This window comes from Ferrovibrio xuzhouensis (genome assembly GCF_042648965.1).
Taxonomy (GTDB): domain Bacteria; phylum Pseudomonadota; class Alphaproteobacteria; order Ferrovibrionales; family Ferrovibrionaceae; genus Ferrovibrio; species Ferrovibrio xuzhouensis.
In genome coordinates, this window is sequence record NZ_JBHRYJ010000001.1 from 678,407 (window position 1) to 704,926 (window position 26,520).

Sequence of the window (26,520 nt, forward strand, 5' to 3'; positions counted from 1 at the left end):
CCTTTGAAAAAACAAACAAAGCATACATTGCCTCCCGTACTGCCGAGTGTGTGTCGCATCCGGCCTGACCATCCCGCCTGAACTGGCGGCTGGTCTTATACGGATGCCGCATACCCTCCGCGCAGACTTCAGTCGCAGGCCGGTTGCCACGGACGGACGAATACCGCGTACACGGCGCAGTATTCCGGAGCTGTGCCGATCAGGAAAACGTCGACGATAGAAACGTGGGAGGACATCAAATGACCAGACAAGGCAAACAGGGTTCCGGCCAGGGCGGCACCGTCAACCGCCGCGGCCTGCTCAAGACCATCGGCGCGGGCACCATCGCCGGGGCCGGCGCGGTCGCCATCGGCGCACCGTTCATCAGCGACCCGGCCAAGGCCGCCACCACCACCTGGAAGGTGCAGACCTCCTGGCCGGCCGGCGTCGGTCTCGAGACCTTCAAGACCTGGGCCAACTCGATCAAGGAAAAGACCGGCGGCGAGCTGGAATTCAAACCTTTCGCCGCCAAGGAAGTGGTCGGCGACTTCGAGCTGCTCGACGGCGTCAAGAATGGCGTGCTGGAAGCGATGAATTCCTTCACGCTGTACTGGGCCGGCAAGATGCCGGCAACCGCCTTCCTCAGCTCCTACCTGATGGGCCTGCGCTATCCGCACGAGTGGGACATCTTCTTCTACTCGAAGGGCGGCATCGAGGCGGCGCGCGAGATTTTCGCCAAGCAGGGCCTGTATTACGTCGGCCGTATCCATCACGGCCCGAACATCATCCACTCGAAGAAGCCGATCCGCTCGATCGACGACTTCAAGGACCTCAAGCTGCGCGTGCCGGGTGGCATGATCGCCGAGGGCTTTGCCGCCATCGGCGCCAAGACCACCCTGCTGCCGGGCAGCGAAGTCTTCTCGGCACTGGAAAAGGGCACGGTCGATGCCGCCGACTATACCGGTCCGGCGGTGAACTGGGACCTCGGATTCCAGCAGGTCACCAAATACATCTGGGTCGGCCCGCCCGGCCTCGAGTCGATCTACCAGCCGGTCGATCTGATGGACTTCTGCGTCGGCATGAACCACTGGAACAAGCTGTCGCCGAAGATGAAGCAGTGGGTCGAGGCCGAGATTCAGGTCTATTCCAACACCCATTTCGGCGCGATCCAGAAGGCCGACATCGAAGCCTGGGGCAAGTTCGAGAAGGCCGGCACCCAGATCAACCGCCTGCCGGCGGAAGACCTGCCGAAGTTCCAGAAGGCCGCCGTGCCGATCTGGTTCAAATGGGCGAACAAGGACAAGGATGCCGCCAGGCTGTTCAAGCTGCAGCTCGACGTCATGGAATCGCCCACTGTCGGCTATGTCACGCCGGATATGTACAAGGGCCTGAAGATCGACCTGTAACGGCCGGTGTCCGCATGTCCCGTTTCGAGTGAGTGAGTGAGGCGGCGAAGGGGGTGCCCTCGGGGCATCCCCTTCGTTGCTGTCTGCCATCACCCTTCTGTCTTTCCCGTTGCTTCAGAGGCGCACATGCCAAGTTTGACCTTCGTGCTACCGCACTGGCTGTATTGGGCAGCCCTGCTGCTGTTCCCCGTCGTCGCCCAGTATCTGGTGGCGCGCCAGAAGCGGACCGGCGTCCAGATCGGCCCCTCGCTGCCGATCGCCTATATGTTCCTCATCTTCTCCGGCTTCGCCGGCCTGCACCGGTTCTACCTGCGCAGCCTGCTCGGCGTGCTGTTCATCCCCGTCTTCCTCGGGATCATCTACACCAACGGCCTGCTGTCGGATGCCCGCGAGGATGTCTCGCGCACCAGGTCGGACTGGGAGAGCGCCGAGCTTGTCGTCAAACGCGCCGAGCCGCAGCCCGGCCAGGCGGCCGACGCGGCGGCGCTGGCCAAGGCCAAGGCCGACCTCGCCGTAAAAGCCGCCGATCACGACGCTGCCGAAGCCGAATTGGCGCAGCGTCATATGATTGCCCGCGGCCTCGGCATCCTGCTGGCCGCCATGCTGATCGGCGATGCCATCCTGCTGCCCGGCCTGGTGCGTCGCCGGCGTGAGCTGGAACGCAACCTGCCGCAGCCGGCCGAGATCGTGCTGCCGCCGGATTTCCATGAAATCGGCGTCGGCCAGGATCCGACCCGCCACCTGCGCAATCCGCTGACCGATGCCATCGAATGGATCAATTCCCGGGCCGGCGAATTCGTCGCCTATTGGTCGGTCATTGCCGTGTTCTTCTACTACTATGAGGTCATTGCCCGCTATGTGTTCAATTCACCGACCAACTGGGTCCATGAAAGCATGTTCCTGATGTTCGGCATGCAATACATGATCTCCGGCGCCTACGCCTATCGCGAGGACCAGCACGTCCGCGTCGATGTGCTCTATACAAAATTCTCGACGCGCGGCAAGGCGATCGCCGACATCATCAGCTCGGTCTTCTTCTTCCTCTTCACCATGACCCTGCTATGGACCGGCTGGCGCTTCGCCAGTGATGCCATCCAGGTCGGCGAGCACTCCTTCACCGAATGGGGCATCCAGTACTGGCCGGTCAAACTGATGATCCCGGTCGGCGCCGCACTCATCGCCCTGCAGGGCCTGTCCAAACTGATCAAGGACATCCTCATCGTTACCGGTAAGGAGGCCTGATCATGGGACTCGAAATCAGCATTGAATGGCTCAGCCTGCTGCTGTTCGGCGGCCTCGGCCTGCTGCTGCTGCTCGGCCTGCCGATGGCCTTCTGCACCGGCAGCCTGGCAGTCATCTTCCTCTTCGTGTTCGGCAATTCGGCCATCCTGAACATGATGCCGGCGCGCATCTTCCCGTTCATGACCGATTACCAGCTCTCCGCCGTGCCGCTGTTCATCTTCATGGCGGCGATGCTGGAGAAAGCCGGCATCATCGAGGAACTGTTCGACGTCATTTATAAATGGCTCGGCTCGGTCAAGGGCGGTCTTGCCTCGGCTACCGTCATCGCCTGCACGGCGCTGGCCGCCATGGTCGGCGTGGTCGGCGCCACCGAGGTGACCATGGGCATGATCGCACTGCCGGCAATGCTGAAACGCGGCTACGACCCGCAGCTGGCCTGCGGCGCCCTGCTGTCGGGCGGCACGCTCGGCATCCTGATCCCGCCGTCGGTCATGGCCATCGTCTACGCCGTGGTGGCGCAGCAATCCCTCGGCGAACTGCTGGTCGGCTCGATCCTGCCGGGCTTCATGCTGGCGGGTCTCTATGTCGGCTATGTCACCATCCGCTGCTACATCAACCCGTCGCTCGGTCCGGCCCTGCCGGTCGAGGAGCGCGTCGACATGCGCGAGAAGCTGCATCTGCTGCGCAACACGATCAGCCCGATCCTGCTGATTATCCTGGTGCTCGGCGTCATCTTCCTCGGCATCGCCACCCCGGTGGAAGCTGCCGGCATCGGCACCTTCGGCGCCCTGTTCGTCTCGGCACTGCATCGCCGGCTGACCTGGATCGCGGTGCAGGAGGCGGCGATCGCCACCCTGAAGGCAACCGCCATGGTGATGTGGATCTTCTTCGGCGCCACCATGTTCGTCGGCTTCTTCATCGTGAAGGGTGGCCAGACCTTCGTTGCCAACTCGATCCTCGGCACCGGGCTGTCGCCTTACGGCATCCTGCTGCTGATGATGGCGATCCTGATCGTGCTGGGCATGTTCCTCGACTGGGTCGGCATCCTGCTGCTGACCGTGCCGATCTTCCTGCCGATCCTGAAGAGCCTGGATTTCACCGGCCTGCTCGGCGTGAACGGCGTGGCGCCGTCGGAGGTGCCGCTGTGGTATGGCGTGATCTTCATGGTCAATATGCAGGTCGCCTTCCTCAGTCCACCCTTCGGCTACTCGCTGTTCTACCTGAAAAGCGTGGCGCCACCGCAGATCACCATGGCCATGGTGTTCAAGGCGGCCCTGCCCTTCATCGGGCTGCAGATCCTGGGGCTGGCGCTCTGCATCACCTTCCCGGATATCATCCTGTGGCTGCCCCGCCTGGTCTATCCGGGCCACTGACGCCAGCCTTCTGGGCATGACGGATGACGGGGCCGGCCGCAAAGCCGGCCCCGTCTCATGTCCGGCGCCTCAATAGGCGGTGAACAGCACCATGAAGGCCGAGACGGTGACCGTGGCGACCACGGTGCTGACCAGGATGGCGCTCGAGGTGCGCTCGACGAAGGTGTGATAGGTGGTGGCGAGAATGTAGACGTTGGCCGCCGTCGGCATCGAGGCCTGGATCACCGCGACGGCAGTGAGGAACGGATCGAGCTTCAGCACGTAAGCCGCCAGCATCCAGACCATCAGCGGATGCACCGCAAGCTTGCCGATGGTGGTCAGGGTCACCTGTTCCAGCCCGTGCGACAGCGGCCGCCCGACCAGCGTGAGGCCGAGCGCGAACAGCGCACAGGGCGCCGCGCTGTCCGACAGCAGTTTCAGCAGCGCGTCGACCGGCACCGGCAAATGCAGGCCGGTCAGGCCCCACAGCAGGCCGCCGAAGGTCGACAGGATCAGCGGGTTGCGCGCCATGCCGGTGCAGACCTTGCGGAAGATCATCCATACCGAGGTATGGCCGCTGGCCGAGCCCTCGATGATGCCGGTGGTCAGCGGGATCAGCACGATATGGTCGAACACGATCACCAGCACGGCGGGCAGCACCGCGGCATCGCCGAACAGGGTGACCAGGATCGGCAGGCCCATGAAGCCGACATTGCCGAAGGATGCCCCCATGGCCTGCACCGCGCGCTGGCCCCAGGCAAGCTGGGGGAACAGCAGGCGGCTGAGTCCCGCCACGGTGCCATAGGCGATCAGGCCGCCGCCGGTATAGGCGGCAACGAAGCGCGGATCGAACGCCTCGAAGACCGGCGCCTGCGACATCTTGATGAACAGCAGGGCCGGCAGCGCGAACCAGATCACGAAGGCGTTGAGGCCGAGATAGGCCTGCGGCGTGATCAGCCGGGTGCGGCCGGCGCCATAGCCGATGAAGATCAGCCCGAAAAAGGGCAGCGATACGTTGAGCAGCGTTTCCATGCCGCGATCCGGTCCCCCCGGTGGTCTTGCGGTAGAGTGTTCTCTGGTGCGGGCGGGTTCAGCCGGCCGGCACCGTCACCAGCCGGCGGCTGAAAGCCTGCCGCACATGGTCCGGCATGACAATCGCCTTTCGCGCCGTCAGGTCGAACAGCACGGCCACCACCTCGGCGCGGGCGATCGGCGCGTGGCTGTTGCTGTCGAGCAGGAAATGGCAGAAGCGCCAGGTCTTCTCGCGCAGCTCGAGAATGCCGGTCCGGGCGTAATAGGCGTCGCCGATGCTCTGTGGCCGGAAGTAATCGATGGTGTAGTCGAGCGCCGCCGAGCCGATGCCGCTGGCCCGCATCTGGTCCGCCGTCAGGTCGCCGCCGGCCAGCATATTGCCGGCTGCATCGGAGAACCGCGCCATGAAGAAGCGCGTCGCCATGCGGCCGGTCTCTTCCGCTTCCCAGCGGTCGACGCCGCCGCGGCAGGTCTCGTACATGCCCTCCACCGGCACGGCCGGCGACGCCGGCTCGCCGGTCGGACCGGGCGGCGCGGGCGCCACAAGCTGTGCCGCCAGCCGCTCGGCCGCCAGCGCCACATCCTGAGGGATAGGCCGCAGGCCGCTGCCGTCCAGCGCATCCAGCGCCACGACGGCTTCGGCGATGGCCGACAGGCTGCCGCTTTCGGCCTCGTAGAGTTCGTGGCGGATCGCCAGCCGGTCGGCTGCCACGCTGCGCACGCCGCTGCGGAGCGTGAGGATCGCGCCCTCGTGGTTCTCGCGCCTGAACTGGATACGGTGATGCAAAGGCCGGATCGCCACAGCGTCGGCGCGGCGCCGCGACGGGCCGTAACCCAGCGCCGCCAGCAGCTGCTTCTCGCCCTCGGCAAAGCGCGCCAGGTAGAACTGCACGTTCAGATGCCCCATGCGGTCGCATTCCCAGGGCTGCACCGGGCTGCGGCCGGTCGCCAGGAAGCCGTCCTGGGCCGCCGGCTGGGCCGCCGGCATGCGCTCTTCCTCGCCGGTCACCAGCAGGGCGCTAAAGCCGGCGCGGATGTCGTCGGGCAGCGCCACAGACTTGCGGTTCTGCAGGTCGAAGCACAGGCCCAGCACATCGGCGGTCATGCACAGCGCGCCGGTCTCGGCATTGAACAGGCGGTGGTGGAACTTCAGCTTGCGGCCCTCGGCCAGCTTGACGCCGCTTTCCATGCGGATCAGGTCGCCGGCATGCAGCTCGGCCAGGTAATCGACCTCGGCATGCACGGCGGCGACGCCGAGCTTCTTGTCCTCGAAGGCCTCGCGACCGAAGCCGGCGGCCAGCATGGCGGAGGCAGCCGCATCGCTGATCCGCGCGGTGTAAAACTGCACATTCATGTGGCCATACTGGTCGCATTCCCAGGCGGCGACCGAGCCACGATAGGTTTCACGGAAATTGCTCACGGGCAGGCGTCTCTGAAGTCTGTGGGGGGAAGATTCTGCGGGCCATACTGTCGCCCGCAAAGCGGCGCCATGCAACCGCCCGGCGCCCCGGATGACCCTAGGTCAGGCGCGCGATCAGGGCGTCGACTGCGCGCCGCACCACCGCCTCGCCGCTGTCGCCCAGCACCTTCAGCCGGCCGGTGCTTTCCAGCACCAGCGCCCCGGTGATCGCGGCGGCCAGCGTCACCGTCTCGGCCCGCAGGGTCTCGGCCTCCAGCGTCGCCCGCCGCCGCATGCCGTCGCCGAGCACCGTGTAACACTGGATCAGCCGGCCGTTCAGCAGGCGGTCGAGCTCCGGCGTCAGGCCGACGGGCTTCAGCCCCTGGGCCAGATAGAGGCCGAGATAGAGGTCGTCCGGCCGGTCGCGGTAGAACCCATAGAAGCCTAGCGCGGCAGCCAGCAACTGGTCCTCCGGCCGGGTCCTTGCCACGGCATCGCGCAGCGCCTTCTGCAGGTCGGCCAGCGAGCCCGCCAGCATCTCGGCGTAGAGCGCTTCTTTCGTCGGGAAATACAGATACACCGTGCCGACCGCCATGCCGGCCTCGGCGGCAATGGCACGCAAGGTGGCGCCGTCCAGTCCATCGCGGGCGAAGACGGCACGCGCCGCCTGCAGGATGCCGTCGCGCCGGACCGCCTTGAGCGCGCCGCGGCGCTTCTGCTTCGCGGCCTCCACGGTGGCGGCGTCAGCGGGCATTCTTCCACGCCAGCGGGTCGCCGCCATCGCGTTCCTTCACCGCGGCCTTGAAGCCGACCTGTTCGCAGCGTGCCTTGAAGGCGACGCCTTCCGGGCTGTGCCGCGTGATGCCGTCGAACAGGGTGGCCAGCGTCTGCGTCGAATTGAGACCCATGTTGTCGTAGGCCTGGTTGATCATCATTTTCTGCATCATCAGCTGGTTTTTCGGCACGCTGGCGATGCGGGCGATCAGCGCCTCGGTATGGGCATCCAGCTCATCGGCTGGCACGCAGTCGAGCACCAGGCCGTAGTCCTTCGCCGTCTTCCCGTCGATCAGGTCACCGGTCAGCAGCATGCGCTTGGCCTTCTCGGCGCCGAGGCGATAGACCCACATGCCGGTGGTCGGGCAGCCCCAGATGCGCGCCGGCGGATAGCCGATCTTCGCATCCTCGGCCATGATGACGATGTCGGAGCTGAGCGCGATGTCGCTGCCGCCGGCCACCGCATAGCCATGCACCTTGGTCACCACCGGCTTCAGCGAACGCCAGAGGCTGAAATAGCAGTCGGTGGCGTAGCGCATCCACTGATAGTCGACCAGCGGGTCCCACGGCATGTCCTGGCTGCCCTTCACCGGGCGCGGCGCCTCGGCATAGGCTTTGAGGTCATAGCCGGCGCAGAAGGCCCGTCCCGCGCCCGACAGGGCGATGACATGCACGGCGTCGTCCGTGTTGGCGCGCTCGACCGCCGCTTTCAGTTCGCCGGGCATCGCGTCGGAGATGGCGTTCAGATGTTCCGGGCGGTTCAGCGTGATCCGCGCGACGCGGCCGTCACGCTCGTATTGGACGACGGGTTCTTGGGTCATGGCATCCTCCCCTGGATACCACGACTGTATCATAGTTCATAAAAATGAACAGTGTTCATAAATTAATCTCGCGATACCGGGCATCCGGTAGCGGGTTGTCGTAATAGGCCGGAATATCGCGGAATCCCAGCGCATCGTAGATCCGGTTGGCAGCCACCATGCGCGGCAGGGTATCCAGCCGCATGACCCGGTAGCCGAGCCTGCGGGCCTCGGCGATCACCGCATCGGCGAGCAGGCGGCCGAGATTGCGGCCACGGCCCTCGGGGTCGATATAGAGCCGTTTCATCTCGCAGATGCCGTCACCGAGATCACGCAGGCCGACGACACCGAGCGGCCGGCCTTCCACGAGGCCGAGCAGCAGCGCACCGTTGCTGGCGGCGGCATAGCGCCCCGGCAGGTTGTCGAGTTCGTCCTCGAAGCCCTGGAAGTCGAGGCTGAAATCCAGCGATTCGGCATAGGCCTGGAACAGCAGCCGGGCGACGCCGAGATCGGCGGCGGTTTCCGCGGTGCGGATGGCGACGAGCGGGGTGGCGGTCTGATCGGTGTCTTCAGTCATGCCCTATCTGACCGCAAACCGCGGCAAAGGCAAAGCACTGAAAAAAGAAAAGGGCGAGACGCCAAACAGGGGAAGGCGCCTCGCCCGCCGGTGCCTTGCGCAGCACCGGGCCGCGGCGGCATCGGGGCAGCCGCCGCAGTTCTGTCTCAATGCATCACACCGCCATCGTCATACCGTGATGCTGCCTTCGAGATACGGCTTGCAGAATCCGGCCAGCCGCACCCGCGCGCCCTCGTCGCGGCAATACAGCGTGCCGCCGCGCGCCGAGGCCTGCCAGGCGGTGATGTCCGGCTTGCCGAGGCGCTTTGCCCAGTAGGGAACGATCGTGCAATGCGCCGAACCGGTGACCGGATCTTCCGGAACGCCCTTGGCCGGTGCGAAGAAACGCGACACGCAGTCGAGACCCGCCTCGTCGCCCGGCGCGGTGACGATCACGGCGAATTTGTCGATGCCCATCAGACCCTGCATGTCGGGCTTGAGCGCGCGCACCTGTGCCGCCGTCTCGTAGACCAGCAGATAGTCGCGTGATCCCAGCACCTGCTGCGGTGCTGCACCCATGGCCGCGACCAGGCCGGCTTCCGGTTCCACCGGCGCGGCATCCCGGCTCGGGAAATCCATCGCCAGCCGGCCGCTCTCGCCGTCCTGCACCACGGTCAGCGTGCCGCTGCGGGTGGCGAAGTCGATGCGGCTGCGGGCGCCATCAAGTTTGTTGAAGATCACCCATGCGGTCGCCAGCGTGGCATGGCCGCAGAGATCGACCTCGACGGCCGGCGTGAACCAGCGCAGCCGGAAGCCGTCACGGCCGTCGACCGGTTCCGGCACGAAGAAGGCGGTCTCGGCGAGATTGTTCTCGGCGGCGATGGCCTGCATGGTCGCATCGGGCAGCCAGGCCTCCAGCGGCACCACGGCGGCCGGATTGCCGCGGAAGACTTCGCTGGTGAAGGCATCGATCTGGTGGATCGGCAGGCGCATTTCCCATTCCCCCTAGACGAACATCAGCACGGCGGACGCGATGGTCAGCACCGCCATGGCAAGATTGAAAGCCCGGCGCCAGCTGGTGCGGGTCAGCAGCTGGCCAAGACCGGTGCCGAACAGCGCCCACAACGACACGCAGGGCAGGTTGATCAGGGTGAAAACGACGGCAATCAATGTCAGTTCGACGGCATAATTGCCGCCCGGCGTGGTGAAGGCGGCAACCGCGCCGACCGCCATCATCCAGGCTTTCGGATTGACATACTGGAACAGCGCCGCTTCGTGAAACCGCATGGGCCGTGCGCGTTGCATGGTTTCGGCGCTGCCGGCGCGGGCTAGCTGCCAGGCCAGCCAGACAAGGTAGCCGGCGCCGGCGATCCTGAGCGCGTTATGCACTACCGGCTCGGCGAGGATCAGCGCGCCGACGCCAAGGCCGCAGACCAGCAGCAGCGAGAAGAAACCGGCGCTGATGCCCAGCATATGCGGCACCGTGCGGCGAAAGCCGAAGCTGGCCCCCGAAGCCGTCAGCAGGATGTTGTTCGGCCCCGGCGTCACCGAGGTGACCAGGGCGAACAGGGCCAACGGCAGCAGCAGGGTTTCGGCGGTCAAGGTCATCGGGATCCCGGCTTGTCCGGTCGGGCGGCGCCGCGCTCGCAGCGCAGCCGCCGGCCTCCAGGGAGGTACTGTTGGTACGCGGGTCAGGCCCTATCGCAGCCAGAGCGGCTTGTTGAGCTCGGCCTCGATATCGGCGCGCGACAGCCCGACGTCCTTGAGAATGTCATTGGGCAGCGCGGCCAGATCGGACCGTTCCCGGGCGCGGCGCTGCAGGGTGAGCAGCGTCAGCACGGCAGCCGTCGCGACTTTCGCGCTGACAGCGACCAGCTGGTCAATCCCCCGGCCGATCGTGCTGCCCGCGCGTTCGACCGGGCCTGTACCGTAGGGCCGGTCGATTGTATCGATACAATCGGACATGTTTTGCTCCTTCTTCATCCGTGTTGGACCTATTGAGCCCGCTCAATGCGGGCAGTGCAGATACAATATTGACTCCTTGATCGGGTCAATCTAAACATTGTCACCATGACAATATGGATCCCCGATCTCCAGCAATTCCCCGGTCCGCGCTATCAGGCGCTGGCGGCCGCCATCGAGGCCGCCGTGCAGACCGGTGAACTGCCGCCCGGCGCCAAGCTGCCACCGCAACGCAATCTCGCCTGGAAGCTCGGCGTCACCGTCGGCACGGTCAGCCGCGGCTACATGCTGGCGGAACAGAAGGGCCTGCTGTCCGGCGAGGTCGGCCGCGGCACCTTTGTGAAAGCGAATGGCGTGAAGGCCGATGCGCTGCGACCGGAAAATCCCGGCCTGGACGCAATCCGGCTGAACGGTCCGGCGCCGATCGAGGCGGGTGCGGGCGAAATCCTGTCGCTGGCGACGCCCGGCGTGATCGAACTCTCCCACAACGAGCCGAGCCTGCCCGATTACGATGCGCTGCTGCGCCGCTCGCTGCAGACGGTGGCGGCGAAAAGCGGCCTGCAGCATCTGCTCGGTTACAGCCGCACGCTCGGCGATCCGGCGCATCGCGCGGCGGCCGCGCAATGGATCGGTCGCACCGGGCTCAGCATCACCGCCGACCAGATCATCGTCACTGCCGGCGCCCAGCAGGCGCTGGCCATCGCGATCTCGGCGATGGCCATGCCGAACGAAACCATGATGGTGGAATCGCTGACCTACGGCGGCGTGCACGAGAATGCCCGCCAGCGCCCGGTGCGTATGGAAGCGGTCGCCATGGACCATGAGGGCATGCTGCCCGACGCGCTGGCCGCCGCGGCGAAACGCACCGGCAGCCGCCTCGTACTGCTGCAGCCGACCATCCATAACCCGACCACCGCGACCATGTCGCTGCAGCGCCGCGAGGAGATCGTCGCCATCGCGCGCCAGCATGACCTGACCATCATCGAGGACGACGTCTACGGCTTCCTGATCCGCGACCGCGCCGTGCCGCTGGCCACCCTGGCGCCGGAGCGCACCGTCTATATCGCCAGCGCCTCGAAATGCATGGCGCCGGGCCTGCGGGTCGGCTGGCTGGCGGCGCCGCCGGCGCTGATCGAGCGCTTTGCCGATGTGCTGCATGCGCTGTCGGTCAACAATCCGCGGCTCAACCAGGAAATCGTGCGCCAGTGGATCGAGGATGGCACCGCCGACCATCTGGTCGAACGCCTGCGCGAGGAAGCCATGATCCGCAACGCCATGGCGGTCGAGGCTTTCGAGGGCATCACCATGCGCAGCCATCCCGGCGCGCTGCATTGCTACATCGAATTGCCGCCGCCGTGGCGGCCGAACGACTTTACCGCCCAGGCGCTCACCCATGGCGTGCGCATCGCCAGCTGCACGTCGTTCGTGCCGGACAACCGACCGAATCCGCCGCCGTGGGTGCGCATCTCGCTGGCCCCCTCGCCCGACCGCGCCCAGCTCGGCGAGGGCCTGCGCCGGCTGCGCGCGCTGATCGAGCGCGGCCCGGACACGCCGCGCCGCACCGTCGTCTAGGATTTCTGGCGTCTAGGTTTTATCTAGCTCCGCCGCAGCGGCCAGCCGTGGTTGAGCGGGCCATGGCCGCGGCCGAAACCCGGCGCGGTCTCGATGGCATGGCGGACGTAGCGGCGCGCTTCCTCGACGGCGAAATTGAGCGGCTGGCCGAGTGCCAGCCCGGTGGCGATGGCCGAAGCCAGCGTGCAGCCGGTGCCGTGCGTCGCATTGCTGTGCAGCCGGGTGCCCTCGAAACGGAAACTGCCGCCGTCGCGCTGCACCAGCAGGTCGACCAGATGGTCGCCGTCGAGATGGCCGCCCTTCAGCAGCACCGCCTGCGGGCCGAGCGCCAGCAAAGCCTGCGCCGCCGCCGGCATCGCGGCGGCATCGGCGATCTTCACATCCGCCAGCGCCTCGGCCTCGGGCAGGTTGGGCGTGATCACGGCGGCACGCGGGATCAGCCGCTCGCGCAGCGCGGCTTCGGCCTCGGGCTGCAGCAGCCGGGCGCCGCCCTTGGCCACCATCACCGGATCGACCACCAGCGGCACATCCGGCGCATATTCCTCCAGCGCATCGGCAACGGCGGCGATGATGTCGGCGCGGTGCAGCATGCCGGTCTTGATCGCATCGGCGCCGATGTCCTGCAGCACGACTTTGATCTGCCGGGCGACGAAATCCGCCGGCACGTCGTGGATGGCATGCACGGTCAGCGTATCCTGCGCGGTCAGCGCGGTGATCGCGGTGGCGGCATAGCCGCCCAATGCCGTGACCGTCTTGATGTCGGCCTGGATGCCGGCGCCGCCGCCTGAATCGGACCCGGCGATAATCAGGACGCGGCCACGGTGCCGCGCGGAAGACTCACTCATGCCGCGGCCTGCTCTAGCGCCATGCAGATATCGGCGACCACCTTCTCGACCAACACCTGGTCCTCGCCCTCGGCCATCACGCGGATTAGCGGCTCGGTGCCGCTGGGGCGGATCACCACGCGGCCCTGGCGGCCGAGCGTCTGTTCAGCGGCATCGATCGCCTGCTGCACGCCGGCCGTCTCCAGCGGCTTGCCGCCGGCATGGCGCACGTTGCGCAGCAGCTGCGGGTAAGGCGTGAAGCGGCGGCAGAACTCGCTGGCCTTGCGACCGGACTCGCAGAGCGCCACCAGCACCTGCAAAGCGGCCACCAGGCCATCGCCTGTCGTGGCGAAGTCGGACAGGATGATATGGCCGGACTGTTCGCCGCCGAGATTGTAGCCGCCCTCGCGCATCGCCTCGAGCACATGGCGGTCGCCGACCTTGGTGCGCAGCAGATCGATGCCGAGCCCGTTGACGAAACGCTCCAACCCGAGGTTCGACATCACCGTGGCGACCAGGCCGGCCTTGGCCAGCCGGCCCTGCTTGTGCCAGCTTTCGGCGATCACCGCCATCAGCTGGTCGCCGTCGATCACCTGGCCGCGTTCGTCGACCATCACGACGCGGTCGGCGTCGCCGTCCAGCGCAATGCCGAGATCGGCGCCATGGGCGACCACGGCCTCCTGCAGGGCGGCCGGATGGGTCGAGCCGCAGTCCCGGTTGATGTTGAAGCCGTCGGGCTTCACGCCGATCGAGATGACCTCGGCTTCCAGTTCCCACAGCACCGCCGGCGCCACCTTGTAGGCGGCGCCGTTGGCGCAGTCGACCACCACTTTAAGGCCCTTGAGCCGGTGCCCCTTGGGCAGGGTCGCCTTGGCGAATTCGACATAGCGGCCGTCGGCGTCGTCGAGCCGCTTGGCGCGGCCGAGATGGGCGGCATCGGCGAGCTTCGGCTCGCGCTCGCCCAGGATCATCGCCTCGATGCCATGCTCGGCTTCGTCGGACAGCTTGTAGCCATCGGGGCCGAACAGTTTGATGCCATTGTCGTGGAAGGGATTGTGCGAGGCCGAGATCATCACGCCGAGATCGCAGCGCAAGGCGCGGGTCAGCATCGCCACCGCCGGCGTCGGCATCGGGCCAACGAGAAACACGTCCATGCCGACCCCGGTGAAGCCGGCCACCAGCGCCGGTTCCAGCATGTAGCCCGACAGCCGGGTGTCCTTGCCGATCAGCACGCGGTGGCGGTGGTCGCCGTTGGTGAACCAGGTGCCGGCGGCCATGCCGACCCGCAAAGCCATGGCGGCGGTCATCGGCTCGGTATTGGCGAGGCCGCGGATGCCGTCGGTGCCGAAGAATTTGCGGGTCATGCGGATAATCCTGCGAATCGGGTGTTTTCACCCTGAGTGACGCGGGACTATGCCACAGAAGCCGCCGCCCGGTCAGGCCGGCGAAAGGAAGTGTTACGACTTTTGAACCGCGGGGTTTCCCCCCGACTCCGGACCACTTATGGCATGCCACAGGGCCAGCGCCTGCACGGTCTCCGGCACATCATGCACGCGCAGGATGGCGGCGCCCCGGGTGGCCGCATGCAGGGCGACCGCCAGCGAGCCGGGCAGCCGGCGGGCCGGATCGGGCTCATGCGCAATGGCGCCGATGAAGCTCTTGCGCGAGACGCCGATCAGCAGCGGACAGCCGAGCCCGTGGAAGCGCGGCAGGGCGCGCAGCAGCGCGAGGTTGTGGGCGACCGTCTTGCCGAAGCCGATGCCGGGATCGAGGATGATCTTCGCCCGCGCGATGCCGGCGGCGGCGCAGGCGGCGATGCGGCTTTCCAGATAGGCCAGTACCTCGGCGACCACATCATCGTATTGCGGGGCGCTCTGCATGGTACCGGGCTCGCCCTGCATGTGCATCAGCACGATGGGAAGCCCGCTGGCGGCGGCGGCGGCAAGGCTGCCCTCGCCTTCCAGCGCGGAAATGTCGTTGAGGATGGCGGCCCCGGCGGCAGCGACCGCCCGCATGGTGGCCGCATGGCGGGTATCGACCGAGACAGGCTTGCCCAGATCGCGCAGGCCTTCGAGCACCGGCAGCAGGCGGTCGATCTCCTGCTGCACGCTGACCGGCGCGGCCCCGGGCCGGGTCGATTCCGCCCCGAGGTCGACCATCGCGGCCCCGGCGGCGACCTGCGCGCGGGCCTGCTGTATCGCCCGCCCCGCGTCCCCCTTCAGGCTGTCACCCGAGAAGCTGTCATCCGAGACATTGACGATGCCCATGACGACGGGTCGCGCCGCATCCGGATCGAGGCCGGGCAGCGGCGGCAGCGGGGCGGACCTGAATACACGCGTCATCATTTTCCGTCCGTTGCTGCCCGTTCCGGCCCGCCGGTGACCATTGGTGACCGTTCGGGACCGTTTCTGCCCGTTCGGGACCGTTTCTGACCGCTGGTGACCGCTGGTGACCAATCCGGACCGTTTTGTACCGCCGGCGCCCGCCGGGGGCAAATTCCGCCGGACCGGAGGTGGGCGGCCGGCCGGGGACGGGCCGCCCTGCCGGACGGGGGAACGGGGACGCCCAGCCATATAGGCAGGCCGGTGCCGGTTTACAGCCCCCGCCCCGGCAGGATTGTATAGGGCCGGCTGCCGTGCGGCGGCATTGCGGGAGGGGGGCCCCATGACGGCAAAATCCCAGAGAACCGGCCGGGCAGTGAAGCCGGCAGCGGCGGCGCCTGCCGCTGCGCCCGCCCCGCAAGCCGCGCCCCAAGCTGCACCACAGGCCGCGCCCCAAGCTGCACCACTGGCCGAGAACATGCGGCTGCGCGCCAGCCTGGCCGGCCTGCTGGTCGACCATATCGCCGGCGCCGGACTGGACGAGGCGACCGCCGCCGGCATGCTCGGCGTCGGCGGGCCGCGCATCGCCGACCTGATGCATGGCCGCATCGAGCATTTCTCGCTGGATACCCTGGTCAACATGCTGGCCGCCACCGGCCTGCGGCTGAAGATCAGCATCGCCGCCGCCGAGTGAAGCCTTCCGGACAGGAGCCCTCATGAGCCCCGAATTTCTCATCATCGCGCTGGTCGTCGTCATCGCCCCGGGCACCGGGGTGCTCTACACGCTCTCCGCCGCTTTGGGCCGTGGCGCCCGGGCCAGCGTGATCGCCGCGCTGGGCTGCATGCTCGGCATCGTGCCGCATATGCTGGCCGCGATCACCGGGCTGGCCGCGCTCTTGCAGGCGAGCGGCATGGCCTTCGCCATCTTCAAATATGCCGGCGTGGCTTACCTCTTGTGGATGGCGTGGCAGAGCTGGCGCGCGACCGGCACCCTGACCGTATCGGTCCTCGCCGGCGGCAGCCGCCCGGCGCTGCGCATTGCCGGCCAGGGCATCCTGGTCAACCTGCTGAACCCGAAGCTGTCGGTGTTCTTCCTCGCCTTCCTGCCGCAGTTCGTGCCCGCCGGGGCGCCGGACGCGCTCGGGCGCATGCTGGAATTGAGCGCCGTGTTCATGGCGATGACGTTTGTCGTCTTCGTGCTCTACGGACTCTGTGCCGCCAGCGTACGCGACCGCGTGATCGGCAGTCCGACAGTGATGACCTGGCTGCGGCGGAGTTTTGCGGCGGCTTTCGTGGCATTGGGCGCCAAGCTGGCGCTGGCGGAGCGGTAATTAAACAAACGGACCCGACAATGGAAATTCTAGTTCAGATTCTGTCTTCCGGATTCGTCGGAGCCCTCGCCGCCGGATTCATTGTCTGGGTTACAAGACTTTGGCTGTCCGAGCGAATCAAGCAATCGATTAAGAATGAATATGATCAGAAATTGGAAACTTATAAGGCGGAGCTGAGGGCGAAGTCTGAGATAGAACTTGAGCGTTTACGCGCCCAACTAAGCATTTTGTCAACTGAACATGAAGTGCGATTCTCTCGCTTACATCAAAAACGTGCGGAGGTGATCGCAGAAACCTATGCATCTCTCAAAGATGTTTTCTTTCGACTAGCAGAGTACGTCAAAAAGATTGAAATGTCCGGCGAGGAACCTCGTCAAGAGCGGTATAGAAAATTGGTAGAATCACACGAGAAGTTCCGCGCTGCCTATTCTTTAAATCTTATCTTTTTTCCTAAAAGCACGGCTGACAAATTAGACCACGTAAACGCCGAATATATAAAAGCGGGCAATGAATTTCGGGTGTTTGTTGACAGTGGGCAATATGGAAGCATGCATCAGAAATGGGGAGAAATAGCTCAAAGGGTAGGAAATGAGATCAAAGCAGCTCTGGCAGACTTGGAGAACGAATTTCGAAAACTATTGGGGGATGACAATTCCCTAAACATATAACGATCAACTAGCTATCGAGCTTTTTTACAGACCCTTCGAATCGCATAACCATGAACATCGGTATCATCGAATGCGGGCCGGTGCCTGAGGCGCTGCGCGGCACTTATGTCAGCTATCCCGCGATGTTCGCCGCGCAACTGGCGCCCCTGCTGCCCTTTGCTTCGTTCGAGACCGTCTCGGTGGTCAATGGCGAGACGCTGACGGCACCCGAAGCGCAAGATGCCTGGCTGCTGACCGGCTCGCGCCATGGCGTCTATGACGACCTGCCGTGGATCGCCCCTTTGAAGGATTTCATCCGCGCGGCGGCCGGGGTGCGGCGCCCGCTGGTCGGCGTGTGTTTCGGCCACCAGATCCTGGCCGAGGCGCTGGGCGGCCAGGTGGAGAAAGCCCCGGTCGGCTGGCGCGTCGGCCTGGAGCGCTACACGACCACGCTCGGCGGCGGCGCAGAGCGGACCGTGGCGATGCCGGCCTTCCACCAGGACCAGGTGGTCGTGCCGCCGCCCGGCAGCGAGGTCGTGGCCAGCAGCCCGGCCTGTGCCTACGCCGCCCTGCGCTACGCGTACGCCCCGATCCTGTCGGTGCAGTTCCACCCGGAATTCAGCCGGCCGTATCTCGCCGACCTGATCGACGTGCTGGCGAAGCAGGACGCGGCGCCGGGCCTGCCGCCGGATGCCGCACCGGACGAGGCTGGGGACGATACCGGCATGCGCTGGATCGCCGGCTTCCTGGCGGAGCAATGGGCGGCGGCATAAAAAACACTGCCGGGCTTCTCAATGGGACCCTCGGGTCGAGCCCGAGGGTGACGATCTGTGTGAATGAGCTTTATCTTCAAGATCGTCGCGGCCCGTGAGGCTGTTCACTGTCTCACAGATCGTCACCCCGGCCCTGAGCCGGGGTCCATGCGATGCCGGCAGCGAGAGGCACGTCGGCCGCAACAAAAAAAGCCCGGCATCGCTGCCGGGCTTCTTGAATGGGATCCCCGGGTCGTGAAGTTTACCGCCGGGCCGGCCTTCGGCCGGACCCGGTGGCCCGAGGGTGACGGTTTATGAGAGAGTGCCCATTCCCATAGATCGTCACCCCGGCCAAGCGCAGCCCGAGCCGGGGTCCATGCGGTGCCTGCAGCGAGAGACACGTCGGCCGCAACAAAAAAGCCCGGCAGTGCTGCCGGGCTTTTTGCGTGGACCCTCGGGTCGAGCCCGAGGGTGACGATGGTATGTAAGGCTTACGCGCCGGCCGTCCGCTCTGGCGCTTACGCGCCGGGCTGCGGTTCCGGCTCGAAGCCGGGGCCGGGCTTGGCTCCCGGGCGGCTGGTGCTGGTCGGCACCGCGCTGCGCGGGCCGGTGTCGCTGCCGGTCGGCGCCGCCGGGGTCTTGTCCTCGGGGCGCACGATCGGCTCGCCGCGCAGCAGTGCGCGCACCTCGTCGCCCGACAAGGTCTCGTATTCGAGCAGCGCCTGGGCGATCTTGTCGAGGTCCTCGCGATGTTCGGTGAGGATGCGGCGCGCATTGCCCTCGGCGTCGTCGATGATGCGACGGATTTCCTCGTCGATCAGCCTGGCGGTGGCATCCGAGACGTTCTTGCGCTGGGTGACGGAATGGCCGAGGAAGACCTCTTCCTCGTTGTCGGAATAGCGCAGGCGGCCGAGCAGGTCGGACATGCCCCATTCGGTGACCATGCGGCGCGCCAGGCCGGTGGCCTGCTGGATGTCGTTCGACGCGCCGGTGGTAATGTTTTCCTTGCCGAAGATGATCTCTTCCGCCATGCGGCCGCCGAACATCATCGCGAGGCGCGATTCCAGTTCGAGGTGCGAGATCGACAGGCGATCCTTTTCCGGCAGCGACATGGTGACACCCAGCGCGCGGCCGCGCGGGATGATGGTCACCTTGTGCAGCGGATCATGCTTGGGCATGAACAGGCCGACCAGCGCATGGCCCGCCTCGTGATAGGCGGTCAGGCGCTTTTCCTCTTCGCCCATCACCATGGAGCGGCGCTCGGCGCCCATCATCACCTTGTCCTTGGCCGATTCGAAATCGGCCATGGTGACGACGCGGCGGTTGCGGCGCGCGGCCAGCAGGGCTGCCTCATTGACGAGATTCGCCAGGTCGGCACCCGAAAAACCGGGCGTGCCGCGGGCGATGATCTTGGGGTCGACGTCGGGCGCCAGCGGGACTTTCCGCATATGGACGCGCAGGATGTGCTCGCGGCCGATGATGTCGGGGTTCGGCACCACGATCTGGCGGTCGAAGCGGCCGGGCCGCAGCAGGGCCGGATCGAGCACGTCGGGGCGGTTGGTGGCGGCGATCAGGATGACGCCTTCCGAGGCCTCGAAACCGTCCATCTCGACCAGCAACTGGTTCAAGGTCTGCTCGCGCTCGTCGTTGCCGCCGCCGAGGCCGGCGCCGCGATGGCGGCCGACCGCGTCGATTTCGTCGATGAAGATGATGCAGGGCGCGTTCTTCTTCGCCTGCTCGAACATGTCGCGCACGCGGCTGGCGCCGACGCCGACGAACATCTCGACGAAGTCGGACCCCGAGATGGTGAAGAACGGCACATTGGCCTCGCCGGCGATGGCGCGCGCCAGCAGGGTTTTACCCGTGCCGGGCGGGCCGATCAGCAGGCAGCCCTTGGGGATCTTGCCGCCGAGGCGCTGGAACTTCTGCGGGTCGCGCAGGAATTCGACGATCTCTTCCAGCTCGCTCTTGGCTTCCTCGATGCCGGCAACGTCCTCGAAGGTGATGCGGCCGTGCTTCTCGGTCAGCAGGCGGGCCTTGGACTTGCCGAAGCCCATGGCCTTGCCGCCGCCGGACTGCATCTGGCGCATGAAGAAGATCCAGACGCCGATCAGCAGCAGCATCGGGAACCACGAGATCAGGATCTGCATCAGGGTGTTGTTTTCTTCCGGCGGCACGGCATTCACGCGCACGCCGCGCTCGGTCAGCTTAGCAACCAGGGTCGGGTCGTTCGGCGTGTAGGTGCTGAAGCTGCGGCCGTCGCGGTAATGGCCGCTGACGGTATGGCCCTGGATGCTGACGTCGGTGATCTGGCCCGACTGCACGTCATTGAGGAATTCGGAATAGGCGACGGAGCTGCTGCTGCTGCGATTGCTCGGCCCCTGGAAAAGATTGAACAGCGCGACCACCAGCAGACCGATGATCACCCACAGAGCCAGATTGCGACCGAACATGTTCACCGCAGTACATTCCTCATGTCTGGCAGGCCGTTACGAGACCCGCGCGCCGCTGCCGGGATAAAGCTCCGGGCGGGCGGAAAAGTTTAGCCGATTTCCGCGGCTCAAGACCATAGATATGACCGGACGGGCCGGAAACAAGCGGCGGTCCAGGGGATTACCGTAAATCAGACGGCCGCCCGGCCGCATGATCCTGATCAAGCGCCGCGTCGCAGCCCGGATTCATGCCCGCTTCACGCCGGCCTCACGCCAGCGGCGGCGGCGCGAATGTGACGGTCACCCCCTGCGGCAGATCGCCCCAGCCGAGGCCCGGCACCGCCAGCAGGCCGCCATCGCCGCCCAGAATCGCCGGCAGGCCGGCCCGCGTTGCAGCCGGGGCCGCCGCAGGCAGCGGGCGGACCGGCAGCCGGGCATTGCCGAGCGCCGCGACCTGCAGCCCGGCCGGCGCGCGGCGGGTCAGCACAATCCGGAAGCGGCCGTCCCACAGGATCGTCGCGCCGGGCACCAGCGGCTGCGGCGCTGGCAGGTGGCGCGCCTCGCGGCAGACGACGAGCAGCAACGGCGGCGGTGCGGCAGTCGCCTCCCCTGTCCTGCGGTCGCGGGCGCGGCGTTCTTTCTGCGGCAGCAGGCGGCAGCGGTGCAGGGTCTGCGCGGTGAAAGCCTGCGGGCTGCGCAGCTGGCCAAGCAGGCGCTCCAGCCGGTCGAGCCGGGGCGGCAAAGGCTGGCCACCGATGGCGCCGAGCAGGCGGGCGAGCGCGCGTAAGCCCACTTCGTCGGGCGCGGCGGCGATGGGCCGCGGATCGAGCCAGGCGATGCCGGCGGGGGTGACGGTGACGGCGGCGCGCAGCACGTCGTAAGCCGCCGCCGCCAGCGCGGCTTTCGCCCGGGCGAGGTTGCGGGCGGTCTGCGCCAGATGGGCGACGAGTTCACTGCGCGCCGCCGGATCGCCGCCGGCGAGATCGTCGAGCGCGCGGCGCACGCGGACCCGGGCATGGGCGGGGTCGGCGTTGCTCGGGTCCTCGATCCACGGCTGCCTGCGTTTCTGCAGGGTTGCCACCAGCCGCGCCTTCGGGATGTCGAGCAGCGGCCGCAGCAAGGCCAGGCCATCATCCATGACACGCGACGGCTGCATCGCCGCCAGGCCGTCGACGCCGGAGCCGCGCAAGCAACGCAGGAGCAGCGTCTCGGCCTGGTCATCGCGGTGATGGGCGAGCAGCAGATGCCCGATGCCGGCCCTGGCGCAGGCCTGTGCCAGCAGCGCATAGCGCGCCGCGCGGGCGGCGGCCTGCAGGCTGCCGGCAGGCTTGCCGTCATGCTGCCAGGCCAGCACGCGGGCGGCGATGCCGGCGGCTTTCAGCCAGCGGGCGACCTGTTTCGCCTCTTTGGTGGAGTCCGCGCGCAGGCGGTGGTCGACGATGAAGGCGGTGAGGCTGGCGCCGCGCTTCTGCGCCCAGTGCTGCGCCAGCAGCGCCAGCGCCAGGCTGTCGGCGCCGCCGGAGACCGCGACGGCCAGATGGTCGGGGCGTTCGCCGGCCAGCAGGGGGGTGAGCGCGGCCGCGAAATCCGCGGCCGTGACGCCGGCGGCGCCCTCCCCCCGGCGCGGCATGATGCTACTTGCAGCCGACCTTGGCGCGCTCGCGCTGGGCGGCGTCCTTCACATGGGGCGGCGCCTCGGGGAACTGCTTGGACAGCTGGCCGAGCGCGGCGCAGGCTTCCGGGTTCTTTTTCAGCGCCGCCAGCGACATGCCGAGCTTGAGCAGGCTGTCGGAGGCCTTGGCCCCCTTCGGGTAATTCTGATAGCCGGTGAGGAAGGCGGCGGACGCCTGTTCGTACTGCTGGCGCACGTAGAAGGTCTCGCCGAGCCAGTATTGCGCATTGCCGGCCAGCGGGTCCTGCGGATGGGCGCCGAGGAATTCGCGGAAGGCGCCCTCGGCATCGGCATAGTCGCTCTGCACCAGCAGCTTGTAGGCGTAGTTATACTGCTCCTGGGGGCTGCCCGGCGGCAGCTTGGCGCGGGCCGACGGCGCCGCGGCCGCGGGCGGCGCGGCGCGCTGGGCGGTCTGGGTGCCAGCGGCGGCGGCGCCCGGCAGAGGCCTGCCGCTGGCATCGACCGGCAGGCTGCCGAGCACGCCCTCTTTGGTCGGCGCCGCGCCCGGCGTCGCCGAGGTCGAGCCGCGGGCGAGCGGCTGGCCGGCGGCATTGGCCGGCGCCGCGGCGGCAGGGCCTTCAGCGGCCGGCTGGACGCCGGGCTGCTGGCCGCGTTCGAGCTGGGTCAGGCGGAAATCGATGTCCTTGCTCAGCTTGTCGAGATTCTGCTGCACCTGGCTGGCCTTGAACTCGACCTCCTCGAAGCGGCCGGTGAGCGCACGGACCTGGCTTTCCAGGTCGTCGATGCGGCCAGCGAGCTGGTTGGCGACCGACTGGCCGCTGGCCCCGGTCTGGCCCAGGCTGCCGTCGCTGGGCAGCGCCGCCGGCGGCGTGCTGCCGCCGCGATAGACCTGGCGCTGCAGCGCCTGCAGGTCGGCCTGCAGACGATTGACGCGATCGATCAGGGCCTGGTTGTCCTGGGCCGCGGCCGGCGGCGGCAGCAGCACGGACCCCGCCAGCAGCAGGGCCAGCAGGGCCGCGAAAAGCGGCGGACGGACGATCACGTGATGGGTCAGCAGCACGGGCATGGCGATACCCCGGTTCCGGTCGAGCATATTGATCTTACAGGGATTTACGTCAAAAGCATGGCGCCCCGCAATGGCGCAGGGCGGCAAACCGCCGTTATTCGCGGCCGCGGACCATGGCATGGGCAACAGGAGCCCGCAAACGGAAACACCCGCCCGCCGCCGGCCGGAGCCGGAAGCAGAGCGGGTGTTCCACAAGCGGTATCCGGCAGGCGACAAGGCGCCCGCCGGAAAAGCTTTAGTTCGACAGGACCGTCACGCCGCGACGGTTCTGGGCCCAGGCGGCCTCGTTCGAACCGAGAGCCACCGGACGCTCCTTACCATAGGAGATCGTGGTGACGCGGTTCGCCGGGATGCCCTGGTTGACCAGATAGGTCTTCACGGCATTGGCGCGACGCTCGCCGAGCGCCAGATTGTACTCGCGGGTGCCGCGTTCGTCGGCATGACCCTCGATGACAACCTTCCAGTTCGGATACTTCTTGAGCCAGGCGGCCTGCTTGTCGAGGGTCGCCTTGCCGGCGGGCTTCACGTCATACTTGTCGAAATCGAAGAAGACGCGGTCGCCGACGTTGACCTGAAAGTCCTGAACCGAACCGGACGCAATGCCGGAGGTCGACGGACCGGTCGACATCGTGGACGTACCCGAACCGCCGGTGTTGGCGGCATTCTCAGGGGCCTTTTCGCAAGCGGCAAGGAACAAGCCCACGGCAGCGACGGCCAGGAACTTGGAGCCGAAGGAGTTGAGGCGCATTTTTTTTATCCCTCCAAGGGTTTCGAGTGAGTGCAGGAACCTGAACAACCTAAACAGGCGACCGTGTCCGGCGCTGAATTTTTTCGCATCCGGAACGATGCGCCGACACAAACCAGACCTTTCCAGACATGTCGGCCGTTCGGTCCATTCTGCTCGAAAATTGTGACCCACAGCTGACGGTGCCGGAACCTTTGGTTCAAGCCATTGCGTCACAATCGACTATATCCATCGGTTTTTGGTGAATCAATAGGCCGCCAAGTAAACATAAGGACTTACCGGCCGGCTGCGGCATTTCTGCAACAGCCGGCCCTGTGGATATCTGCCTGGGACAGCGGCCCGAATGACCGGCGCCGGGTCAGCGGACCAGCGCCGACAGCGGCGACCAGGCCGGGTCGGACGCATCAATCGGAGTGGGAATTTCCCGTTCATTATACCCGGTTAGGTCGATCGAGAACAGCCGCACCCGCTGGCCCTTGCCCTGGGCGTTCCATGGCGATTCCCGATAGAACATCAGGACACGGCCGTTCGGCGCCCAGGTCGGCGCTTCCTGCACATTGTTCGAGGACGACAGGATGCGCTCGCCCGAGCCATCGGGACGCATCACGCCGATCGAGAACTGGCCCTGGTGCTCCTTGGTAAACGCGATCAGGTCGCCGCGTGGCGACCACACCGGCGTCGCATAGCGGCCCTGGTTGAAGCTGATGCGATGCTGGTTCGAGCCATCGGCATTCATCACATAGAGCTGCTTGGTGCCGCCGCGGTCGGAGTTGAAGGCGATCTGCTTGCCATCGGGCGAGAAGCTGGGCGAGGTATCGATCGCCGGATCGGAAGTCAGCTGCGTCTTCGCCCGCGTGCGCAGGTCCATCATGTAGACGTCGGAATTGCCGTTCACCGCCATCGACATGATGACGCGGTTGCCGTCGGGCGAGAAGCGCGGCGCGAAGGTCATGCCGGGGAAATCGCCGACCAGCTCCTGCTGTCCGGTGTCGATGTTGAACAGATAGACCCGCGGCTTGTTGTTGTAATAGCTGAGGTAGGTGATTTCCTGCTGGCTCGGGCTGAAGCGCGGCGTCAGCACGAGGAAGCGGCCATCGGTGAGGAAGCGATGGTTGGCGCCATCCTGGTCCATGATCGCCAGCCGCTTGATGCGGCGGTCGGGCGGACCGCTCTCGGCGACATAGACGATGCGGGTGTCGAAATAGCCGTCCTCGCCGGTGACGCGCTTGTAGATGGCATCGGCGATCAGATGCGCCAGCCGGCGCCAGTTGTCCGGCGTGGTGAACAGCGCCAGGCCGGTCATCTGCTGCTCGGCGGCAACATCCCACAGGCGGAACTCGCCGCGCAGGCGGCCATCGGACTGGATCTCGATGCGGCCGTTGACCAGCGCATCGACATTCAGCACGCGCCAGTCGGAAAAGCGCGGCTGCACGCGCATGGCCGCCGGCGTCTGGATATGCGCTTTCGGATCGATCGGCGCGAACAGGCCGGACCGTTCGAGATCGGCGCGGATGACGCGGGCGACATCCTGGCCGACCTTGGTGGCCTGCGGATTGTCGGCATCGAAATCCGAAATGGCAATCGGCACCGGCTTGAAGTTGCCGCGCGTGATGTCGATGACGACATCGGCGAAGGCGGAGGATGCGACCGCGACGACCGCAAGCATTGCCAGTGCCACCGTCACCGGCAGGTTCAACCGTCGCATCATACGTGCCTCCATTCTGTCAGCCTCCGAGCATCTGCCGCGGATCGAAATTCAGGATGATATCCTGGCCCCATTTTTCCTTGTCGCCCGGCGGCAGCTTGAACGGCACTGCCTTGAGGACGGCGCGCCGCGCCGATTCGGCGGCGGCGCGATAGCTTTCCTGGCCCGGCAGGTACATGCGGGCCTGGTCGACGATCTGCGGCTGCGTCCGCAGCGTGCCATCGGGATTGATGCTGAAGCGGATGCGCACGACCAGGTTCTCGGCATCCTTGGCGCCGAGATCGAACAGCCAGTTGTCCTCGACCTGCTTGCGGATAAAATCCTTCTCGCTCATCGAGATCGGCAGGTTCGGGTTCGACGGCCCCTCGGCGCGCGACGCGGACGCCGGCGGCGTGCGCGAGGCCACCTGCGGCGCCTGGTTGGGCTGAGTCGCCGGCGGCGTCTTCTGCATCTTGTTGACCAGCGCCGCGACGTCGGCGAAATCCGGCGTCTTGCTCTTCTGCGGCGGGGTCTGCGGCTTCGGCGGCGCCGGCTTCTCGACCGGCTTCGGCGCTTCGACCTTCTTCTTCGGCGGCTCCGGCGCGTCGGCAACCTTGTCGGGCTTGGGCACCGGCTTCGGCGTCGGCTCGGGTTCCGGCATCGGCGCGGGCTTCGGTGCCTCGACCTGCTTTTTCGGTGGCTCCGGCGTCGGCGGGGGTGGCGGTGGCGGCGGAGTCACGGCGGCCGGCGGCGGCTTCGGCGGCTCGGGCTTGGCCTCCTTGACCTCGGGCTTCGGTTCCGGCTTCGGCTCGGCCTTGGTCTCGACCGTCTTGGGCTGCGGCTTCGGCACATTGGTCTGCTCGGCGATCGGCGCGAATTCGGCCAGGATCACCGTGGGCTCGGTCTGCACGTCCGGCTGGAAATACGGCAGCCCGAAGACTGCCAATGCCAGGATACCGGCATGCAGGCTGGCCGAGAATATGTACGAAGTGCGCTGCACGGTTCGTGCTG

The 26,520-nt window shown here is 66.6% G+C and carries 25 protein-coding genes; 8 read left to right on the plus strand and 17 right to left on the minus strand.

The genetic code is table 11. The features are described 5' to 3' along the window. The first annotated feature begins 239 nt into the window (after positions 1 to 239). The 3 genes from dctP (at position 240) to ACFOOQ_RS03220 (ending at position 4,000) form a co-directional block, all read left to right on the plus strand. Entirely contained in the window at positions 240 to 1,385 is a 1,146-nt protein-coding gene (gene dctP / locus ACFOOQ_RS03210) for a TRAP transporter substrate-binding protein DctP (RefSeq protein WP_379721685.1), read from the plus strand. A gap of 126 nt (positions 1,386 to 1,511) precedes the next feature. Further along, positions 1,512 to 2,627 (plus strand): TRAP transporter small permease subunit, encoded by a 1,116-nt coding sequence (locus ACFOOQ_RS03215; protein WP_379721688.1) that lies wholly within the window; start codon positions 1,512 to 1,514, stop codon positions 2,625 to 2,627. Between the two features lie 2 nt (positions 2,628 to 2,629). Further along, entirely contained in the window at positions 2,630 to 4,000 is a 1,371-nt protein-coding gene (locus ACFOOQ_RS03220; RefSeq protein ID WP_379721691.1) for a TRAP transporter large permease, read from the plus strand. Positions 4,001 to 4,069: 69 nt separating this feature from the next. Here the strand turns inward: ACFOOQ_RS03220 and ACFOOQ_RS03225 are convergent, their stop codons facing one another. From ACFOOQ_RS03225 to ACFOOQ_RS03260, 8 genes are all read right to left on the minus strand, one after another. Continuing rightward, positions 4,070 to 5,011 (minus strand): AEC family transporter, encoded by a 942-nt coding sequence (locus tag ACFOOQ_RS03225; RefSeq protein ID WP_379721694.1) that lies wholly within the window; start codon positions 5,009 to 5,011, stop codon positions 4,070 to 4,072. 58 nt (positions 5,012 to 5,069) lie between these two features. Beyond that, positions 5,070 to 6,431 (minus strand): thioesterase family protein, encoded by a 1,362-nt coding sequence (locus ACFOOQ_RS03230; RefSeq protein ID WP_379721697.1) that lies wholly within the window; start codon positions 6,429 to 6,431, stop codon positions 5,070 to 5,072. A 97-nt stretch (positions 6,432 to 6,528) separates the two neighbouring features. Next, positions 6,529 to 7,164: a TetR/AcrR family transcriptional regulator gene (locus tag ACFOOQ_RS03235; RefSeq protein ID WP_379721700.1), complete on the minus strand. Its 636-nt coding sequence runs from the start codon at positions 7,162 to 7,164 to the stop codon at positions 6,529 to 6,531. Next, on the minus strand, positions 7,154 to 8,005 hold the full coding sequence (locus ACFOOQ_RS03240) for a crotonase/enoyl-CoA hydratase family protein (RefSeq protein WP_379721703.1): 852 nt from the start codon (positions 8,003 to 8,005) through the stop codon (positions 7,154 to 7,156). Before ACFOOQ_RS03240 ends, ACFOOQ_RS03235 begins: the two co-directional genes overlap by 11 nt. A 55-nt stretch (positions 8,006 to 8,060) precedes the next feature. After that, positions 8,061 to 8,561, minus strand: coding sequence for a GNAT family N-acetyltransferase (locus ACFOOQ_RS03245; protein ID WP_379721706.1), 501 nt, complete (start codon positions 8,559 to 8,561; stop codon positions 8,061 to 8,063). A gap of 168 nt (positions 8,562 to 8,729) precedes the next feature. Further along, complete coding sequence (locus tag ACFOOQ_RS03250) at positions 8,730 to 9,533, minus strand: PhzF family phenazine biosynthesis protein (RefSeq protein WP_379721709.1); 804 nt, start codon at positions 9,531 to 9,533, stop codon at positions 8,730 to 8,732. Between the two features lie 12 nt (positions 9,534 to 9,545). Next, a complete protein-coding gene (locus tag ACFOOQ_RS03255) occupies positions 9,546 to 10,148 on the minus strand; it encodes a LysE family translocator (RefSeq protein ID WP_379721712.1) in 603 nt (200 codons plus the stop codon). 90 nt (positions 10,149 to 10,238) lie between these two features. Next, entirely contained in the window at positions 10,239 to 10,505 is a 267-nt protein-coding gene (locus ACFOOQ_RS03260) for a DUF1127 domain-containing protein (protein ID WP_379721715.1), read from the minus strand. Between the two features lie 105 nt (positions 10,506 to 10,610). Between ACFOOQ_RS03260 and ACFOOQ_RS03265 the strand changes: the two genes are divergently transcribed. Then, a complete protein-coding gene (locus ACFOOQ_RS03265) occupies positions 10,611 to 12,074 on the plus strand; it encodes an aminotransferase-like domain-containing protein (protein ID WP_379721718.1) in 1,464 nt (487 codons plus the stop codon). A 23-nt stretch (positions 12,075 to 12,097) separates the two neighbouring features. Here the strand turns inward: ACFOOQ_RS03265 and thiD are convergent, their stop codons facing one another. From thiD to folP, 3 genes are all read right to left on the minus strand, one after another. After that, on the minus strand, positions 12,098 to 12,919 hold the full coding sequence (thiD, locus tag ACFOOQ_RS03270; protein WP_379721721.1) for a bifunctional hydroxymethylpyrimidine kinase/phosphomethylpyrimidine kinase: 822 nt from the start codon (positions 12,917 to 12,919) through the stop codon (positions 12,098 to 12,100). Beyond that, a complete protein-coding gene (gene glmM / locus ACFOOQ_RS03275) occupies positions 12,916 to 14,262 on the minus strand; it encodes a phosphoglucosamine mutase (protein WP_449265794.1) in 1,347 nt (448 codons plus the stop codon). The genes thiD and glmM overlap by 4 nt, the downstream gene beginning before the upstream one ends. A gap of 93 nt (positions 14,263 to 14,355) precedes the next feature. Then, entirely contained in the window at positions 14,356 to 15,243 is an 888-nt protein-coding gene (gene folP / locus ACFOOQ_RS03280; protein ID WP_379721723.1) for a dihydropteroate synthase, read from the minus strand. A 319-nt stretch (positions 15,244 to 15,562) separates the two neighbouring features. On the opposite strand from folP, the gene ACFOOQ_RS03285 reads away from it, so the two are divergent. The 4 genes from ACFOOQ_RS03285 to ACFOOQ_RS03300 are packed head-to-tail and all read left to right on the plus strand — an operon-like array spanning position 15,563 to position 17,970. Next, on the plus strand, positions 15,563 to 15,913 hold the full coding sequence (locus ACFOOQ_RS03285; RefSeq protein WP_379721726.1) for a helix-turn-helix domain-containing protein: 351 nt from the start codon (positions 15,563 to 15,565) through the stop codon (positions 15,911 to 15,913). A 22-nt stretch (positions 15,914 to 15,935) separates the two neighbouring features. Continuing rightward, a complete protein-coding gene (locus tag ACFOOQ_RS03290; RefSeq protein WP_379721728.1) occupies positions 15,936 to 16,550 on the plus strand; it encodes a LysE family translocator in 615 nt (204 codons plus the stop codon). A 20-nt stretch (positions 16,551 to 16,570) separates the two neighbouring features. Beyond that, positions 16,571 to 17,218, plus strand: coding sequence for a hypothetical protein (locus tag ACFOOQ_RS03295; protein WP_379721731.1), 648 nt, complete (start codon positions 16,571 to 16,573; stop codon positions 17,216 to 17,218). A gap of 50 nt (positions 17,219 to 17,268) precedes the next feature. Continuing rightward, a complete protein-coding gene (locus ACFOOQ_RS03300; RefSeq protein ID WP_379721734.1) occupies positions 17,269 to 17,970 on the plus strand; it encodes a type 1 glutamine amidotransferase in 702 nt (233 codons plus the stop codon). A gap of 497 nt (positions 17,971 to 18,467) precedes the next feature. On the opposite strand, the gene ftsH is transcribed toward ACFOOQ_RS03300, so the two are convergent. The 6 genes from ftsH to ACFOOQ_RS03330 all read right to left on the minus strand — a co-directional run bounded on the left by ftsH (position 18,468) and on the right by ACFOOQ_RS03330 (position 26,509). Beyond that, positions 18,468 to 20,408, minus strand: a complete 1,941-nt coding sequence (gene ftsH, locus ACFOOQ_RS03305) for an ATP-dependent zinc metalloprotease FtsH (protein WP_379721737.1) — start codon at positions 20,406 to 20,408, stop codon at positions 18,468 to 18,470. Between the two features lie 241 nt (positions 20,409 to 20,649). After that, positions 20,650 to 22,011, minus strand: a complete 1,362-nt coding sequence (gene tilS / locus ACFOOQ_RS03310) for a tRNA lysidine(34) synthetase TilS (protein ID WP_379721740.1) — start codon at positions 22,009 to 22,011, stop codon at positions 20,650 to 20,652. A 4-nt stretch (positions 22,012 to 22,015) separates the two neighbouring features. Further along, positions 22,016 to 23,080, minus strand: coding sequence for a tol-pal system protein YbgF (gene ybgF / locus ACFOOQ_RS03315; protein WP_379721743.1), 1,065 nt, complete (start codon positions 23,078 to 23,080; stop codon positions 22,016 to 22,018). A 235-nt stretch (positions 23,081 to 23,315) separates the two neighbouring features. Beyond that, positions 23,316 to 23,828, minus strand: a complete 513-nt coding sequence (pal, locus tag ACFOOQ_RS03320; RefSeq protein WP_379721746.1) for a peptidoglycan-associated lipoprotein Pal — start codon at positions 23,826 to 23,828, stop codon at positions 23,316 to 23,318. Between the two features lie 355 nt (positions 23,829 to 24,183). Further along, positions 24,184 to 25,533, minus strand: coding sequence for a Tol-Pal system beta propeller repeat protein TolB (gene tolB, locus ACFOOQ_RS03325; RefSeq protein WP_379721749.1), 1,350 nt, complete (start codon positions 25,531 to 25,533; stop codon positions 24,184 to 24,186). Between the two features lie 16 nt (positions 25,534 to 25,549). Beyond that, complete coding sequence (locus tag ACFOOQ_RS03330; protein WP_379721751.1) at positions 25,550 to 26,509, minus strand: energy transducer TonB; 960 nt, start codon at positions 26,507 to 26,509, stop codon at positions 25,550 to 25,552. Positions 26,510 to 26,520 lie beyond the last annotated feature (11 nt).

Bases quoted from the DNA above. Each gene is read 5' to 3' on its own strand.
- dctP (WP_379721685.1), top strand. From the start codon at position 240: ATGACCAGACAAGGCAAACAGGGTTCCGGCCAGGGCGGCACCGTCAAC.
- ACFOOQ_RS03215 (WP_379721688.1), top strand. From the start codon at position 1,512: ATGCCAAGTTTGACCTTCGTGCTACCGCACTGGCTGTATTGGGCAGCC.
- ACFOOQ_RS03220 (WP_379721691.1), top strand. From the start codon at position 2,630: ATGGGACTCGAAATCAGCATTGAATGGCTCAGCCTGCTGCTGTTCGGC.
- ACFOOQ_RS03225 (WP_379721694.1), bottom strand. From the start codon at position 5,011: ATGGAAACGCTGCTCAACGTATCGCTGCCCTTTTTCGGGCTGATCTTC.
- ACFOOQ_RS03235 (WP_379721700.1), bottom strand. From the start codon at position 7,164: ATGCCCGCTGACGCCGCCACCGTGGAGGCCGCGAAGCAGAAGCGCCGC.
- ACFOOQ_RS03240 (WP_379721703.1), bottom strand. From the start codon at position 8,005: ATGACCCAAGAACCCGTCGTCCAATACGAGCGTGACGGCCGCGTCGCG.
- ACFOOQ_RS03245 (WP_379721706.1), bottom strand. From the start codon at position 8,561: ATGACTGAAGACACCGATCAGACCGCCACCCCGCTCGTCGCCATCCGC.
- ACFOOQ_RS03250 (WP_379721709.1), bottom strand. From the start codon at position 9,533: ATGCGCCTGCCGATCCACCAGATCGATGCCTTCACCAGCGAAGTCTTC.
- ACFOOQ_RS03255 (WP_379721712.1), bottom strand. From the start codon at position 10,148: ATGACCTTGACCGCCGAAACCCTGCTGCTGCCGTTGGCCCTGTTCGCC.
- ACFOOQ_RS03260 (WP_379721715.1), bottom strand. From the start codon at position 10,505: ATGTCCGATTGTATCGATACAATCGACCGGCCCTACGGTACAGGCCCG.
- ACFOOQ_RS03265 (WP_379721718.1), top strand. From the start codon at position 10,611: ATGACAATATGGATCCCCGATCTCCAGCAATTCCCCGGTCCGCGCTAT.
- thiD (WP_379721721.1), bottom strand. From the start codon at position 12,919: ATGAGTGAGTCTTCCGCGCGGCACCGTGGCCGCGTCCTGATTATCGCC.
- glmM (WP_449265794.1), bottom strand. From the start codon at position 14,262: ATGACCCGCAAATTCTTCGGCACCGACGGCATCCGCGGCCTCGCCAAT.
- folP (WP_379721723.1), bottom strand. From the start codon at position 15,243: ATGATGACGCGTGTATTCAGGTCCGCCCCGCTGCCGCCGCTGCCCGGC.
- ACFOOQ_RS03285 (WP_379721726.1), top strand. From the start codon at position 15,563: ATGACGGCAAAATCCCAGAGAACCGGCCGGGCAGTGAAGCCGGCAGCG.
- ACFOOQ_RS03290 (WP_379721728.1), top strand. From the start codon at position 15,936: ATGAGCCCCGAATTTCTCATCATCGCGCTGGTCGTCGTCATCGCCCCG.
- ACFOOQ_RS03295 (WP_379721731.1), top strand. From the start codon at position 16,571: ATGGAAATTCTAGTTCAGATTCTGTCTTCCGGATTCGTCGGAGCCCTC.
- ACFOOQ_RS03300 (WP_379721734.1), top strand. From the start codon at position 17,269: ATGAACATCGGTATCATCGAATGCGGGCCGGTGCCTGAGGCGCTGCGC.
- tilS (WP_379721740.1), bottom strand. From the start codon at position 22,011: ATGCCGCGCCGGGGGGAGGGCGCCGCCGGCGTCACGGCCGCGGATTTC.
- ybgF (WP_379721743.1), bottom strand. From the start codon at position 23,080: ATGCCCGTGCTGCTGACCCATCACGTGATCGTCCGTCCGCCGCTTTTC.
- pal (WP_379721746.1), bottom strand. From the start codon at position 23,828: ATGCGCCTCAACTCCTTCGGCTCCAAGTTCCTGGCCGTCGCTGCCGTG.
- tolB (WP_379721749.1), bottom strand. From the start codon at position 25,533: ATGATGCGACGGTTGAACCTGCCGGTGACGGTGGCACTGGCAATGCTT.